Annotated in this window: 12 protein-coding genes; 8 read left to right on the top strand and 4 right to left on the bottom strand. The window is 63.8% G+C overall.

The window, feature by feature from the left end:
• The first annotated feature begins 32 nt into the window (after positions 1-32).
• From G7079_RS12880 to G7079_RS12870, 3 genes are all read left to right on the top strand, one after another.
• The gene (locus tag G7079_RS12880; RefSeq protein WP_166057690.1) at positions 33-3,473 is read left to right on the top strand and encodes a TonB-dependent receptor; all 3,441 of its coding nucleotides are present in this window, start codon (positions 33-35) and stop codon (positions 3,471-3,473) included.
• Between the two features lie 79 nt (positions 3,474-3,552).
• A complete protein-coding gene (locus tag G7079_RS12875) occupies positions 3,553-5,514 on the top strand; it encodes a tetratricopeptide repeat-containing sulfotransferase family protein (protein WP_240906197.1) in 1,962 nt (653 codons plus the stop codon).
• Positions 5,515-5,617: 103 nt separating this feature from the next.
• A complete protein-coding gene (locus G7079_RS12870) occupies positions 5,618-6,982 on the top strand; it encodes a Gfo/Idh/MocA family oxidoreductase (protein ID WP_166057688.1) in 1,365 nt (454 codons plus the stop codon).
• Between the two features lie 18 nt (positions 6,983-7,000).
• Here the strand turns inward: G7079_RS12870 and G7079_RS12865 are convergent, their stop codons facing one another.
• Complete coding sequence (locus G7079_RS12865; RefSeq protein ID WP_166057687.1) at positions 7,001-7,498, bottom strand: MarR family winged helix-turn-helix transcriptional regulator; 498 nt, start codon at positions 7,496-7,498, stop codon at positions 7,001-7,003.
• A 66-nt stretch (positions 7,499-7,564) separates the two neighbouring features.
• Between G7079_RS12865 and hppD the strand changes: the two genes are divergently transcribed.
• Both hppD and hmgA read left to right on the top strand, forming a co-directional pair.
• Positions 7,565-8,650: a 4-hydroxyphenylpyruvate dioxygenase gene (gene hppD / locus G7079_RS12860; RefSeq protein ID WP_166057686.1), complete on the top strand. Its 1,086-nt coding sequence runs from the start codon at positions 7,565-7,567 to the stop codon at positions 8,648-8,650.
• Between the two features lie 58 nt (positions 8,651-8,708).
• On the top strand, positions 8,709-9,998 hold the full coding sequence (gene hmgA, locus G7079_RS12855) for a homogentisate 1,2-dioxygenase (protein WP_166057685.1): 1,290 nt from the start codon (positions 8,709-8,711) through the stop codon (positions 9,996-9,998).
• Between the two features lie 13 nt (positions 9,999-10,011).
• Here hmgA and G7079_RS12850 read toward each other — a convergent pair whose 3' ends face one another.
• Positions 10,012-10,158 (bottom strand): hypothetical protein, encoded by a 147-nt coding sequence (locus G7079_RS12850; RefSeq protein ID WP_166057684.1) that lies wholly within the window; start codon positions 10,156-10,158, stop codon positions 10,012-10,014.
• Positions 10,159-10,399: 241 nt separating this feature from the next.
• Here G7079_RS12850 and G7079_RS12845 point away from each other — a divergent pair, with 241 nt between their 5' ends.
• Genes G7079_RS12845 through G7079_RS12835 form a run of 3 tightly spaced genes read left to right on the top strand, consistent with a single transcriptional unit; the run spans position 10,400 to position 13,172 of the window.
• On the top strand, positions 10,400-11,035 hold the full coding sequence (locus G7079_RS12845) for a lectin (protein ID WP_166057683.1): 636 nt from the start codon (positions 10,400-10,402) through the stop codon (positions 11,033-11,035).
• A 44-nt stretch (positions 11,036-11,079) separates the two neighbouring features.
• On the top strand, positions 11,080-12,300 hold the full coding sequence (nhaA, locus tag G7079_RS12840; RefSeq protein WP_166057682.1) for a Na+/H+ antiporter NhaA: 1,221 nt from the start codon (positions 11,080-11,082) through the stop codon (positions 12,298-12,300).
• A complete protein-coding gene (locus tag G7079_RS12835; protein ID WP_166057681.1) occupies positions 12,297-13,172 on the top strand; it encodes an NAD-dependent epimerase/dehydratase family protein in 876 nt (291 codons plus the stop codon). The genes nhaA and G7079_RS12835 overlap by 4 nt, the downstream gene beginning before the upstream one ends.
• A 47-nt stretch (positions 13,173-13,219) precedes the next feature.
• Here the strand turns inward: G7079_RS12835 and G7079_RS12830 are convergent, their stop codons facing one another.
• Both G7079_RS12830 and G7079_RS12825 read right to left on the bottom strand, forming a co-directional pair.
• Complete coding sequence (locus G7079_RS12830; RefSeq protein WP_206203211.1) at positions 13,220-13,717, bottom strand: Mpo1-like protein; 498 nt, start codon at positions 13,715-13,717, stop codon at positions 13,220-13,222.
• 49 nt (positions 13,718-13,766) lie between these two features.
• Positions 13,767-14,663 carry a phosphoribosylaminoimidazolesuccinocarboxamide synthase gene (locus tag G7079_RS12825; RefSeq protein WP_166057679.1) on the bottom strand — a complete coding sequence of 299 codons (897 nt, stop codon included), beginning with the start codon at positions 14,661-14,663 and terminating at the stop codon, positions 13,767-13,769.
• Positions 14,664-14,729: the final 66 nt, after the last annotated feature.

The following is a 14,729-nucleotide window of genomic DNA, read 5'->3' as shown; positions in this document are numbered from 1 at the left end:
TTGGTCTATTGACTTCACGGGGAGTGGAAGAAATGTCGAAACAGAACAAGAGCACGCGTTCCGGCCAACTGCGCCGCCAGACGTTGTGCATCGCATTGGGGCTGTCGCTGGCAACAGGGGCGGTCTTCGCGCAGAGCGCAGTCGGTTCGATCTTCGGCACTGCAAAAGCCGGGGCCACGATCACGATCCAAAACGTCGGCAGCGGTGCGTCGCGCACCATCACTGCGGATAGTCAAGGTCGCTATGCCTTCAGCCAGTTGCCGCCGGGCGAATACAAGATCAGCACGGATGGCGTGTCGCGCAACACGCGCGTGCAGGTCGGCACCGGCACGGAGGTCAGCCTGGTGGCGAAGGGTGGTGGTGATGCAAAAACGCTGGATGCCGTGACCGTCACCGGTAGCAGCATCAATCCCATCGACGTGTCGTCGGTGGAATCGTCGACAGTGTTCACTGCGCAGCAACTGCAGAAACTGCCGGTGGAGCGCGAGATCAGTTCGGTGGCGCTGCTGGCGCCTGGAGTGGTCGCCGGTGACGAAGCCTACGGCAAGCTGGTGTCGATCGGCGGCTCATCGGTGGCGGAAAACGGCTATTACATCAACGGTTTCGACATCACCAACCCGCGCAGCATGATGTCGTACTTCGATGTCCCGTATGAGGCGGTCGAAGAAGCGCAAATCAAGACCGGCGGTTATGGCGCCGAATACGGTCGCTCGCTGGGCGGCGTGCTGAGCCAGGTCATCAGGCGCGGTAGCAACGAATGGCATTACGGTGCCGCGGTGTATTACACGCCGGACCTGCTTCGCGAAAAGCAGATCGTTAACAAGTCGTTTCGCGAGCTGGACTTCAACAATGGCCGCGTGCAGACCAGCAACGCGGACGATTCCGCGGACTACCTGAAGTACAACGTGTACGCCAGCGGCCCCCTTATCAAGGACCGGCTGTTCTTCTTCGCCCTGTACCAGGGCAAGGACGACATCGTCAAATCGTATGGCAATACGTCAGGCAACACCTACCGGGACAAGACCCCGCAGGAAGTGGTGAAGCTGGACTGGAACATCACCGACAACCACCTGCTGGAATTCACCGGCATCAACGCCCCGGTCAACATCAACTCGGATATCTACCGCCGCGATCTGGATGCGAACAACAAGCCGGTCAATCCGTACACCAACAAGAACCTGACGTTTGTCGATCGCAACGATTTCACCGGCGGCGGCAAGATGGCTACGCTGCGCTATACAGGGTGGTTCGGCGACAACTTCACCTTGTCGGCGCAGGCCGGTCGGCTGGAGTACACCAACGGCAACTACCGGAAAGAGCCGTCCTATGCCAAGTGCCCTTATGTCGTCGACACGGGCCTGGGTGGGGTGGAGAAGTACGACGAAATAGGCTGCGCAGTGGCCGACCCGTCGTATTCCTTCTGGTACAAGCCGGTGGGTAAGGTGGAGAAGGATATCCGCACGTCCTTCCGCGTCGATGGCGGCTGGACGATTGGCGACCACGAAATCAAGTTCGGCTGGGACTCGGAGAGGATCCAGTCCAACGGCACCCAGCCACACTTCCAGGGGGAGGCCTGGTACGACTACTTCACGCCGGATGCAAACGGCGAGGCGCTCGACTATCTGTACTCCTATGCGACCTTCGGCGGGCTGAGCAGCTACGGCAGCAACCTGGTCCTGAAGCTCGCCGATGACGAAGGCGAGGGCACTTTCCGCTCGAAGAACACCGCCATCTACCTGGACGACAACTGGCACGTCACCGACAACCTGTTGCTGTACGGTGGCCTGCGCAAGGAGGCCTTCGACAACCGCAACCAGCTTGGCCAGGAGTTCATCCGCGGGGACGCTCAGTGGTCGCCGCGATTGGGTTTCTCTTGGGACGTGAACGGCGATTCCAGCTTCAAGCTCTACGGCACTTTGGGCCGCTACTACATTCCCGCTCCGGGCATGCTGGCCATCACCAACACCCGTTACAACTACTACACGGCCACGATTCATACCTATACCGGCAGGGATCCCGAGACGGGTGCGCCAACGGGCCTCTCGGCGCCGCTGCGTTTCGACACGGTCGATGCCGGTGGTGCTGTCTGGACCGAAGGGCTCGTCAACGGCGTCACGGCGTGGAACTTCTCGACGAACCCGCCACAGGACACGCGAACCGTTGTGTCGCAGAACCTCAAGCCCATGGGCCAGGACGAGTTGATCCTGGGCGCGCAGTGGGCAGTCGGCAACGACTGGACCTTCGGGGTGAAGGGGACCTATCGCAACCTGGTCAACGGCGTGGACAACTACTGCTACTCCCAGTCCGGTTATGGCCCGCTGGTGGAGTGGATGCATGCGAACGGCCATCCCGAGTACACGGCAGCCGACGCAAGTAGCAGGGGCCAGGCGCGATGCATCTTCGTCAACCCCGGCGAGGATGCGGTGATCGCCGTCAAGCTGGACGCTACCCCCGGCAGCCCGCTGGTCGAGGCCACCCTGCCCAACAACACGCTGGGCCTGGGCACCGGCCTGCAGCAGTACAAGCGCAAGTACAACGCCTTGCAACTGAGCCTGGAGAAAAACACGTCCACCTGGTACCTGCGTGCGGACTACGTGTTGTCGCATGGTTACGGCAATGCCGAGGGCTTCGCCAATTCCACGTTCGGTACATCCCTGGGCAACTCCGTCGGTTTCCAGAACAAATACAGCGGCGGTGGCTCGACGGTCGGGCAGGGCATCAATTTCAACCATCCGATCGTGGACGTGGGCGGTAATGGCGACCTGCCCAACGACCGCACCCACAGCCTCAAGGTCTATGGCAACTACACGCTGTGGGACCAGTTCCAGCTGGGTGGCAGCCTCATCCTGCAGTCCGGGCAGCCGCTGAACTGCCTTGGCGCCTCGCCTTACACGCGGGATGACTTGCGCAATGGCTATACCTACACCGATGCGGCATACAACGCCGCGAATCCAGCCGACCTCGCCGCGCTGAAGAGCTATGCGACCGGCAGCAGGACACACTTCTGCCACGACAAGCCGTACACCACCACGTTCACCACCGCGAGCGGCTACAAGTACGACTACACCGCGTTCGCACCCAGCTTGCACCCTGCAGGATCGGAGGGACGTACGCCGTGGTACTGGAACTTCGATCTCTCTGCCGCATACATCCCCAACTGGGCGGACAAGAAGCTGACGTTCCGCATGAACGTGTTCAACCTGTTCAACCACCACGGCGTGTTGGCCACCAACCAGGCCCACGACATCACAATGCTCCCAGCCGACGCGGCGGCTGCCGGTCATGCGCAGACGGTCACTCGCCCCAACGGTACGGTGATTACTGCCGGGGATCCGAACAACACTGCAGCTGACAAGGCGGCGCTCGCGTTGTACGGTGGCGGCGGCGTGCTGGGCCCCAGCCCGAACTACGGCAAGCAGCCCAGCTACCAGTCGCCGCGCTACGTCCAGTTCTCGGTGCGGTACGAGTTCTGAGCAGCGTAGATAGATAGGATGACCACCCCTGTCGGCGAACAACTCGCCGACAGGGGTTTCCTATCGCCCTCATATGTCCATGCCGCAAGAAACTCCGATCGAAACCCGTCTTGCGCAAGCGGCACGCCTGCTGCAGGTCGATCCCGCACAGGCGCAGGCACAGCTGCGCGACATCCTTGCCGTGCACCCCAAGCATCCTTTCGCACGGTTGCTGTTCGGCGCCTCGCACAATCGGCTTGGCGATGAACTGGATGCTCTTGCCGTGCTGGAGCCGCTGCTCGACGCGCAGCCGAGGTTTGCGGAAGCGCACTACGAAGCCGGCGTGGCGCTCGGCAAGGCGGGACGTTACGACGAAGCCGTGGACGCATTGCAAACCGCCACCGGGCTGAAACCGGAGCTGGCGCAGGCGTGGCGCGTATTGGCGGCGTTGCACGCACAGCACGGCAATCCACGCGCAGCAACGTTGGCGACGTCGCAACTGCAGTATTGCGCACGCGAACCACGACTCCTGCGTGCCGCCGAGGCCATCGCCGAGCAACAGTTCCCGCAGGCCGAAGCACTGCTGCGCGAACACCTGCGGAACAACGCAAACGATCCGCAGGCGATGCGCCTGGTCGCCCGCCTTGCATCCGAAGCGGGTGCGCACGAGGACGCCGCCAGGATGCTGCAGAACTGCCTGCGCCAGCTTCCCGACTTCCTGACGGCGCGATTCGAACTGGCACTCGCATTGCAGCAACTGAAGATGCCGCGCGAGGCGCTTGCTGAAACCGAAACATTGCTGCGCGAAGATCCGGACAATTCCGCCGCTTGCTACCTGAAAGCGGAACTGCTGCACGGCTTGGGCGATCACGATGGCGCTGCCGATTTGCTCAGCGCACTGGCGCAGCGGCACGGCGAGCGCTCGCGGGTCTGGGTCAGTCTTGGCAACGCGCTGAAATACGCGGGGCGGCAGGCCGAGGCCGTGCAGGCGCTGCGCACTGCGCTGGAAAAGCTGCCTGGCCTGGGCGAAGCCTGGTGGGAACTGGCGAACCTCAAGACCTACCGTTTCGACGATGCCGATATCGCTGCCATGCAGGCGCAAGTCGAGCGACCGGCACTGGCCGACAAGCATCGCGCGCCAATTGAATTCAGCCTTGGCAAGGCTTATGAAGATCGCGGCGACCACGCTGCATCGTTCCGGCATTACGCGCAGGGAAACGCGGTGCGCCGGCGGCAACTGCCCTACGATGCCGCCGCCGAAACCGCCAACGTGCAACGGGCGAAACAGCTGTACACGCCGGAGTTCTTCGCTGCGCGGTCGGGTTGGGGCAGCGCCGCGCGCGACCCGATCTTCATCGTCGGCCTGCCGCGTTCCGGCTCCACCCTGGTCGAACAGATCCTGGCCAGCCACTCGCAGGTCGAAGGCACGGCAGAGTTGCCGACGATGAACGCCATCGCCCAGCGTTTGACAAAGGGGAAGCCTTACCACGATGCGGTCATCGCGCTGGACGCCGATGAATGCCGTCGGATCGGCGAGTACTACCTAGGGCGCACGCGCGACTATCGCAGCACCGACGCGCCGCTTTTCACCGACAAGATGCCGCACAACTTTGCCCATGTGGCGCTGATCCGGCTCGCATTGCCGAATGCCAGGATCATCGACGTGCGCCGCGATCCGATGGCATGGGGCTTCTCCGTGTTCAAGCAGTGGTTCGCGGGTGGTGCCACCTACAGCTACGACCTAGCCGACATCGGCCGCTACTACCGCGACTACGTCGAGCTGATGGCGCATTTCGACGCAGTCCTACCCGGCCGCGTGCATCGCGTGCGCTACGAAGCGCTGGTCGATGATTTCGAGACGGAAGTGCGCAAGCTGCTGGACTACTGCGCCCTGCCGTTCGAACCGCAATGCCTGCGTTTCTTCGAGAACGCCCGCCCGGTGCGCACCGCCAGTTCGGAGCAGGTCCGGCAGCCGCTCTATCGCGACGCGCTGGAACAATGGCGGCACTACGCGCCGTGGCTGGGGCCGCTCGCTGAAGCACTCAATCCCGACTTGAAGTAGCTCGAGAGAACCAGCAGATGCCAGAAACAAGTGCAGTCCGACGGAACACCGCCCGGTCATCCAGACCCAGAATCGATCCACGTCCTGTTGAAGAGAGGTATCCGTGAAAAGACGCGACTTCCTGATCTCCACCGCTGCCGCCGGTATCGCCACGGCGACCACAGGCTTCACACCCGCATTCGCACGACCGCGCGAGCGACTGCGCGTGGCGATGATCGGCACCGGCATGCGCGGACAATCGCAGCTGGGTCCGCTGCTCAGCCGCGATGACGTGGAACTGGTGGCGATCTGCGACACCCAGCAAGTGATGCTGGACCAGGCGTTGGCAGTCATCGACAAGGCCGGCCGCCGAAAGCCGAAGGTGTATGGCGGCAATGGCGATGCCAATGCGTGGAAGGCATTGCTGGCGCAAAAGGGCATCGATGCGGTGTTCATCGTCACCCCGTGGGAATGGCATGCGCCGATGGCCATTGCGGCGATGGAGGCAAGGGTTGCGGTGGCCTGCGAAGTGGTGGCCGGCATCACCCTGCAGGACCATTGGGACGTGCTGCGTACCCAGCAGCGCACCGGCACGCCGTACATGTTGATGGAGAACGTCTGCTACCGGCGCGACGTGATGGCGGTGCTGCAGATGGTGCGCGCCGGCGTGTTCGGCGAGTTGATCCACCTGCAAGGCGGCTACCAGCACGACCTGCGCGCGGTGAAATTCAACTCGGGTAATCCCAGCGAACCCTACGGCAGCGGTGTGGAGTTCGGCCCCAAGGCATTCTCGGAAGCGCAGTGGCGCACCCAGCATTCGGTTGATCGCAATGGCGAGTTGTATCCCAGCCACGGCATTGGCCCTTGCGCGATGTACGCCAACATCCACCGCGGCAACCGCTTCACCCATATCAACTCGTTCTCGACCAAGGCGCGTGGCCTGCACGATTACATCGTCAACCACCCGAAGGGCGGGCCGGATCATCCGAACGCGAAGGTCAAGTTCAAGCTTGGCGACGTGGTCACCACCACCCTGCGTTGCGAGAACGGCGAAACCATCCTGCTGCAGCACGACACCTCGCTCGCCCGCCCGTACTCGCTCGGGTTCCGCGTGCAAGGCACCGACGGCATCTGGATGGACGTCAACAAGTCGATCCACATCGAGGGAAAGAGCGCGCCGCACAAATGGGAAGACGCGCAGAAGTACTACGACGAATACGACCACCCGTTGTGGCGCAAGTACGCGGACAAGGCCGCGGGTGCCGGCCACGGTGGCATGGACTGGTTCGTGGTGCATGCCTTCATCGAGGCCTTGAAGGCCGGCGATCCGATGCCGATCGACATCTACGACGCGGTGGCCTGGAGCGCGATCACCCCGCTATCGGAACAGTCCATCGCCGAGGACTACCGCACCCTGGCGTTCCCGGATTTCACCGAAGGCAAGTGGAAGGATCGCAAGCCGATCTTCGCGTTGAACGATCGCTACTGATCAAATGCCGCGCACGGCTCAGTCGTGCGCGGTGTCGGCCTCGGCGCGCAGTTCCAGTTCGTCCAGCCGATCCAGCAGGCGGAACAGCAGGTCGCGTTCGTCGGCCGGCATGCCTTCCAGCACGTGGCGTTCGAAGTCCAGCGCCAGCGGTGCGATCTCGTCGTAGACCGTGTAGCCGGCCTCGGACAGGCGCAGCACCGAGCGGCGTCGGTCGTCGTCGTCGAATTCGCGTTCGATCCGCCCGGCCTCCAGCAGGCGCGCCACCGCGCGGCTGACCGCCACCTTGTCCATCGCGGTGCGTTGCGCCACCTTGCTGGCGGACAGGCCGGGGTAGCGGCCCAGTACCGCCATCACCCGCCATTCGGTCACGCTCAGGGCGAATCGCTGCGAATACTCGCGGGCGATCGCGCTGCTGATCCGGTTGGACAGCACGCTGAGCCGGTAGGGCAGGAAATGCTCCAGGTCCAGCTCTGCATGAGCGTGTCCGGCTTGGCGGGGTTTGCGGGGTCGGGTCATTTGGTCGCTACCGCTTGAGATGGTTGCAATTGAAACTATAATGGGCAATCCACGCGAGGAACCGTCATGAACGCCCAGCCCAATCTTGGCATGCAAGTCACCACGTTCGAGAACCCGATGGGGATCGACGGCTTCGAGTTCGTCGAATTCGCCGCGCCCGCCGGCCAAGGCGAGGCCATGCATGCCTACCTGCGCAGCATGGGCTTCAGTGCCACCAAGCGCCACAAATCCCGCGCAATCACCTTATATCGCCAAGGCGGGGTGAACTTCCTGCTCAACGAGGAGCCGGATTCCTTCGCGGCGGATTTCGCTGGCGCGCACGGCCCGTCCGCCAGCGGCTTCGCGATCCGCTTCCACAAGCCGGTGGGCGAGGTGCTGGAGACCGTGATCGGCAACGGCGGCGAGGCGATCGCGCACAAGGCGGACAGCCGCGCGATCGATGCGCCGGTGGTGAAGGGCATCGGCGACTGCATGCTCTACCTGGTCGATGCCAATGCCGGCGACCTGTATGCCGACTATGTCGCCATCGAAGGCGCGCAGCAGGAGCCCACCGGCTTCGGCCTGACCTTCATCGACCACCTGACCCACAACCTCTACTTCGGCAACATGCAGAAGTGGTCGGACTACTACGAGAAGCTGTTCAACTTCCGCGAGATCCGCTACTTCGACATCAAGGGCGCCAAGACCGGCCTGGTGAGCAAGGCGATGACTGCGCCGGACGGCATCGTGCGCATCCCGCTCAACGAATCCAGCGATCCGAAGTCGCAGATCAACGAATACCTCGACGCCTACCACGGCGAGGGCATCCAGCACATCGCGCTGTTCACCGACGACATCTATTCGACGGTGGAAGCGATGCGCGAGCAGGGCGTGGCCTTCCTCGACACGCCGGACACCTACTTCGACGTGATCGACATGCGCGTGCCGAACCACGGCGAGGACGTGCCGCGCCTGGCCAGGAACAAGATCCTGATCGATGCCGATCCGGAGACGCACCAGCGCAAGCTGCTGCAGATCTTCACCCAGAACGCGTTCGGCCCGATCTTCTTCGAAATCATCCAGCGCAAGGGCAATGAAGGCTTCGGCGAAGGCAATTTCCAGGCGCTGTTCGAGTCGATCGAACGCGACCAGATGAAGCGCGGCGTGCTCTGAACCAAGCGCCAACCGTCACCGCATAATCGGTGGGCAAAGCCCACCTAACGGACTTCCGATGCAATCGAACGGTTACCAGAGTGGTTTCGGCAACGAGTTCGCCAGCGAAGCGCTGCCCGGCACCTTGCCTGAGGGCCGCAATTCGCCGCAACGCGTGGCGCATGGCCTGTATGCGGAGCAACTCAGCGGTACCGCGTTCACCGCGCCGCGCCATAGCAACCGTCGTAGCTGGTTGTACCGGATCCGTCCGGCGGCGATGCACGGATCGTTCTCGCTGGTGGAACACGCCACGCTGACCAACGAGTTCGATACCGGCCCGATCACGCCCGACCAGTTGCGCTGGAGTCCGCTGCCGATGCCGCAGGCGCCGACGGATTTCGTCGATGGCCTGGTCACCATGGCGGGTAACGGTTCGCCGGCCTCGCAATCCGGCATCGGCATCCATATGTATGCGGCCAACCGCGACATGCAGGGCCGCTATTTCTACGATGCCGACGGCGAGTTGTTGATCGTCCCGCAGCAGGGCCGTTTGCATATCGAAACCGAACTTGGCGTGCTCGATGTCGAACCACAGGAGATCGCGGTGATCCCGCGCGGCATCCGTTTCCGCGTCGCACTGCCCGATGGCGAAGCGCGCGGCTACGTCTGCGAGAACTTCGGCGCGTTCATGCGCATTCCGGACCTGGGCCCGATCGGCAGCAATGGCCTGGCCAATCCGCGCGATTTCCTCACCCCGAATGCCGCCTTCGAGGACATCGAAGGCGAATTCGAGCTGCTCGCCAAGTTCCAGGGCCATCTGTGGCGCGCCGATATCGGCCATTCGCCGCTGGACGTGGTCGGCTGGCACGGCAACCACGTGCCGTACAAGTACGACCTGCGCCTGTTCAACACGATCGGCTCGATCAGCTACGACCATCCGGATCCGTCGATCTTCCTGGTGCTGACCTCGCCGACGGATACGCCCGGCGTCGGCAACATGGATTTCGCGATCTTCCCGCCGCGCGTGCTGGTGGCGCAGGACACGTTCCGCCCGCCGTGGTTCCACCGCAATATCGCCAGCGAGTTCATGGGCCTGGTGCATGGCGAATACGACGCCAAGGCCGAGGGTTTTGCGCCTGGTGGCTGCTCGTTGCACAACTGCATGACCGGGCATGGCCCGGATGCGGCGACCTTCGACAAGGCCAGCAATGCGGATACGTCGAAGCCGGACTACATCGTCAACACGATGGCCTTCATGTTCGAAACCCGCAATGTGATCCGGCCCACGCGCGTGGCGATGGATGCGGCGCATCGCCAGCGCGATTACCAGGCGTGCTGGGAAGGGTTGCGCAAGAATTTCGCCGGGTAAGGTGGCCGGCGGCTCAGCCGCCGACCACTTTCAACTGTGGGGCCGGCATGCGCTCCGGCGTGCGGCATGCGGCGACATCGAGTCGATGCAGCAGATCCTCTGGCAGCACTTCGCCGAGCAGGGCCATCACCTCGTTCAAGCTGCGCTTGCCGTCGGTCATGATCAGGATGCGGCGTTCCGGCAGGCTCAATCCGGCGCTGGAGCCGGCTTGCAGGGCTTCGCGCGAGTGCGGTCTTGTTGAGCAGCATGACGATGCCTTCTTCGAGTTGCGGGCAGGCTAGCCGGCGTGGATGTCGCTGGCATGACGCGCAGGCGCCGCCGCATCGGATTGCACGCATTCGCGAAACCTTCACCCGCGATGGCGAGACTGCAGGGCAACGCGAACCAACGGAGTCCCCCCGATGCGCAAGCTGCTGTCCATCACCCTCATCGTCGCGCTCGGCGCCTGCACGGCCGAACATGCGTCGACGACAACGGAAAACGAAGTGCCGGCTGATGTCGCGGGTGCAACGCCGCCCGTATCTCCGCCGCCGGTCGCGGCAGAAGTGCCAGCGCCCACCGCGCCTGCGGCGACGCCCGATGGCGATCTTGGCATGGCTACCTTCGCCGGGTATGGCGACATCAAGTTCGGCACCCTCGCCGCCGACATGGGCAAGGCCTGGGGTGGCGAATTGAAGGAGGTCGGCAAGGACTACAACGCAAGCTGCTATTTCATGACGCCGGCCTGGGTGAAGGCGCCGGCCGAGTTCGCTTTCATGATCAGCGACGGCAAGTTCGCCCGTTTCGGCACTGAAAGCACGAAGTACGTGGCGCCGGGCGGCGGCAAAGTCGGCATGCGCGAGGCGCAGCTGCAGGCCCTGTACAACCATGCGTTGAAGGCATCGCCACACAAGTACACCGACGGCAAGTACCTGTCGATCGCGGCCAGCGGTGTTGCGGCCACGAAGCTGGTGTTCGAAACCGATGCGCAGGGCATCGTCACCGAATGGCGCGTTGGCCTGCTGCCGGAAGTCGATTACGTCGAAGGTTGTTCCTGATCGGCTGACGCAGGCTGCATGCAGCGGCATTTATACTGGGGGTGATGACATCCAAAGCCCCACTCCTCGGCCGCGCGCGTCGCGCACTCGCCAACTTCCTGCGCCTGGAGGCATCGGGCGGCATCCTGTTGATCCTGGCCTCGATCCTGGCGCTGTTCTGCGCGAACTCCATGTTCGAGGGCGCCTACGAGGGTTTCCGCGACCTGCCAGTGGCGGTGAAAATCGGCGCGCTGGAGATCGCCAAGCCGCTGCTGCTGTGGATCAACGACGGCCTGATGGCGGTGTTCTTCCTGCTGGTGGCGCTGGAGATCAAGCGAGAGGCGCTGTCCGGCCAGCTGTCCAGCAAGGAACAGTTGATCCTGCCGATGGTGTGCGCCGCGGCCGGCGTGCTGGTGCCGGCGCTGCTGTTCTGGTGGCTCAATCGCGGCGATGCCGATTCCATGCGCGGCTGGGCGATCCCCACCGCCACCGACATCGCCTTCGCGCTGGGCATCCTGGCCTTGCTGGGTTCGCGCGTGCCGCTGGGGATGAAGCTGCTGCTGTCGACCATTGCAGTCGTCGACGACCTGATCGCGATCATCATCATCGCCGTGTTCTATTCGCATGGCATGTCGTGGGTGGCGCTGGGCTGGGCTGGCGTGGCGATCGCCGGCATGATCCTGCTCAACCGCCGCGGCGTCACCGCGCTTACGCCGTATTTGCTGCTGGGCGTGGTGCTGTGGATCTGCGTGCTGAAGTCGGGCGTGCACGCCACCTTGGCGGGCGTGGTCACCGGCTTGCTGATCCCGCACTACGACAAGAACAACACCATCGACGACGCCACCGAGCATTCGCCGCTTGAAACTCTCGAGCACGCACTGCATCCGTGGGTGGCCTACCTGATCCTGCCGGTGTTCGCCTTCGCCAATGCCGGTCTCGCCTTGGGCGGCCTCAAGCTGGACGACTTGCTGCAACCGCTGCCCGCCGGTATCGCGCTGGGTCTGGTGCTGGGCAAGCCGATCGGCATCGTCGGCGCGGCCTTGCTGATGCGGGCCACGGGCCTGGCGCGGTTCCCCGATGGCATGGACCTTCGCGCGATGATCGGCCTTGGCCTGTTGTGCGGCATCGGTTTCACCATGAGCCTGTTCATCGGCTCGCTGGCGTTCACCGCATCGCCGCTGCACTACACCGAAAGCGTGATCGGCGTGTTGATGGCCTCGGTTGTGGCCGCGCTGCTGGGATTGGGCTGGTTGCGGCTGGTGCTGCCGAAGAACGCCCGCGCATGAAGCGGGCGCTGGTGTTCGGCGCCAGCGGGCAGATCGGCACGCCCTTGCTGGAACGCCTGAACGATGCCGGTTGGCGCGTGTTTGCGGTGTCCCGGCAGGTGCGTTCGGATTCGCCCGGGCGGCACTGGCTGCAGGGCGATTTTTCCGGCGTGCGCGACCTGCCGGAGTCGGTGGAAGCGATCTTCAGCTGCGGCCCACTGGATATGTTCGCGCGCTGGCATGCGAATGCGTCGATCCGTGCATCACGCGTGGTCGCGTTCGGTTCCACCAGTGCCGCGACCAAACACGGTTCCGATGATGGCGATGAGCGCGATGTCGCGCGTCGTCTGTTGGGCGCGGAAGCGGCACTGTTCTCGCAGTCGGAACAACGTGGAGCGAATGCGACGATGTTGCGACCGACATTGGTCTACGGTGCCGGTCGCGATGCCACGCTGACCCGGATCGTCCAGCTGGCGCAGCGCTGGGGCCGTTTCATCTTGCCGCGACACAGCGATGGCCTGCGCCAGCCGGTGCATGTGCAGGATCTGGCCGCCGCGGCATTCGCGGCCTGCACCGCTACCGCCACTCATGGCCGCAGCTACGACCTGCCTGGTGGCGAAGCGCTGCCGTATCGCGAGATGGTGCAACGCGTGCTGGCCAGCCTGCAGCCACCGCCGGCGCTGCACGAATTGCCGATGCCGCTGTTCCAGCTGGCGTTGAAGACGGCGCAGGCGCGCGGCATCGCACTGGGTATCACCGCCGCCGCAGTGGAACGCATGCGCCAGGATCTGGCCTTCGACCTTGGGCCGGCGCGGCGGGATTTCGCGTATGCGCCACGGCTGTTCCAGCCGGAAGCGCGGATGTTCGAGAGCCCCGTGACGATTCGCGACTGATCACCGGCAGAAGCGAATGCCAGCCCCCTTCGCTTCTCCAGCTCGATTCACCACGACCAACCGAGCTTGCGATACAGCTTCGCCAGCACCCAGGCCGGGCCGATCAACAGGTACTTGAGGTCGGTGAAGAAGCTCGGCTTCTTGCCTTCGTACAGCTTGCTGTGGCCGATGAACTGGGCGATCCAGGCGACGATGAACACGCCCAGCGCGAGCTTGAACAGGCCGGGCGTGCCGTACAGGTCGTGCAGCCAGCGGGTCAGCCATGCCATCGCCACGAAGATCGCCAGCATGCCGAAGCCGATCGCGCGCGAGGCGCGGTAATAGAACATCCACGCCAGGAACATCGCGAGCGCCGCCCACAAGCCGGGCCGGAAGTAATCGCCGACCACCGGGATGCACCACAGCAGGCCAATCACGCTCCACAGGATCAACGGCACCGCGATCACGTGGATGCGTTGGTTCATGACGTTCTGGTGGTCGCCCGAGTAATGGGCGAACCACTGGTCGATGGGCCGTTCCGCCGTCGTGTTCATGCGCTGTGCCATTGCCCCCGTAGTCGTGCGGCGAGCATAGCGCAGCGTGGTAGGCGGGGGCTCAGTCGACCGAGATTCCGGCCAGCTTCTCCAATGCCTCGGCGTACTTCGCACGGGTCTTCTCGATGACTTCCGCCGGCAGGCGCGGGCCGGGAGCAGTCTTGTTCCAGTCAAGGGTTTCCAGGTAGTCGCGCACGAACTGCTTGTCGTAGCTCGGCGGGCTGGTGCCGACCTGGTATTCGTCGGCCGGCCAGTAGCGGCTGGAGTCCGGGGTGAACATCTCGTCCATCACGTACAGCTTGCCGTCGGCATCGGTGCCGAATTCGAACTTGGTGTCGGCCAGGATGATCCCGCGCTGCGCTGCGTAGTCGCGGGCGAAGGCGTATAGCGCCAGCGTGGCATCGCGCACCTGTTCCGCGCGCTCGCGGCCAACCAGGTTCACCGCGGTGGCGAAATCGATGTTCTCGTCGTGGTCGCCCACCGCGGCCTTGGTCGATGGCGTGAAGATCGGCTGCGGCAGCTGCTGCGCCTGCTGCAGGTCTTCGGGCAAGGTGATGCCGCTGATTGCGCCCGTGCGCCGGTAGTCCTTCCAGCCGCTGCCGATGATGTAGCCACGCGCGATGCATTCCACCGGCACCGGGGTCAGCTTCCTGGTCACCACTGCGCGCTTGGCATACAGCGCGGGATCCACGCCCACGGGCAATACGGATGCGACATCGATCCCGGTCAGGTGGTTGTCGATGATGTGCGCGGTCTTGTCGAACCAGAAATTGCTGATCTGGCAGAGCATCTCGCCCTTGCCGGGGATCGGATCCGGCAGCACCACGTCGAACGCGCTCAGGCGGTCGGTGGCGACCATCAACAGATGACCATCACCCAGATCGAACACATCGCGGACCTTGCCGCGGTGGATCAGGTTCAGGCCGGGCAGGTCGGACTGGAGCAGGGTGGTGGCCATGCGCATCGGGAAAATCGAGGGATGCCTAGTTTAAGGCCGGACGCCGCCCCGCGCCCTGTAAACTGA

The organism is Thermomonas sp. HDW16 (assembly GCF_011302915.1).
Lineage (GTDB): Bacteria > Pseudomonadota > Gammaproteobacteria > Xanthomonadales > Xanthomonadaceae > Thermomonas.
The sequence above is the reverse complement of the archived record's forward strand: the minus strand, read 5'-3'. Positions and strand labels throughout refer to the sequence as shown.

Coding starts and splice junctions, on each gene's coding strand:
- G7079_RS12880 (WP_166057690.1), top strand. CDS start 33: ATGTCGAAACAGAACAAGAGCACGCGTTCCGGCCAACTGCGCCGCCAG.
- G7079_RS12875 (WP_240906197.1), top strand. CDS start 3,553: ATGCCGCAAGAAACTCCGATCGAAACCCGTCTTGCGCAAGCGGCACGC.
- G7079_RS12865 (WP_166057687.1), bottom strand. CDS start 7,498: ATGACCCGACCCCGCAAACCCCGCCAAGCCGGACACGCTCATGCAGAG.
- hppD (WP_166057686.1), top strand. CDS start 7,565: ATGAACGCCCAGCCCAATCTTGGCATGCAAGTCACCACGTTCGAGAAC.
- hmgA (WP_166057685.1), top strand. CDS start 8,709: ATGCAATCGAACGGTTACCAGAGTGGTTTCGGCAACGAGTTCGCCAGC.
- G7079_RS12850 (WP_166057684.1), bottom strand. CDS start 10,158: ATGACCGACGGCAAGCGCAGCTTGAACGAGGTGATGGCCCTGCTCGGC.
- G7079_RS12845 (WP_166057683.1), top strand. CDS start 10,400: ATGCGCAAGCTGCTGTCCATCACCCTCATCGTCGCGCTCGGCGCCTGC.
- nhaA (WP_166057682.1), top strand. CDS start 11,080: ATGACATCCAAAGCCCCACTCCTCGGCCGCGCGCGTCGCGCACTCGCC.
- G7079_RS12835 (WP_166057681.1), top strand. CDS start 12,297: ATGAAGCGGGCGCTGGTGTTCGGCGCCAGCGGGCAGATCGGCACGCCC.
- G7079_RS12830 (WP_206203211.1), bottom strand. CDS start 13,717: ATGGCACAGCGCATGAACACGACGGCGGAACGGCCCATCGACCAGTGG.
- G7079_RS12825 (WP_166057679.1), bottom strand. CDS start 14,663: ATGGCCACCACCCTGCTCCAGTCCGACCTGCCCGGCCTGAACCTGATC.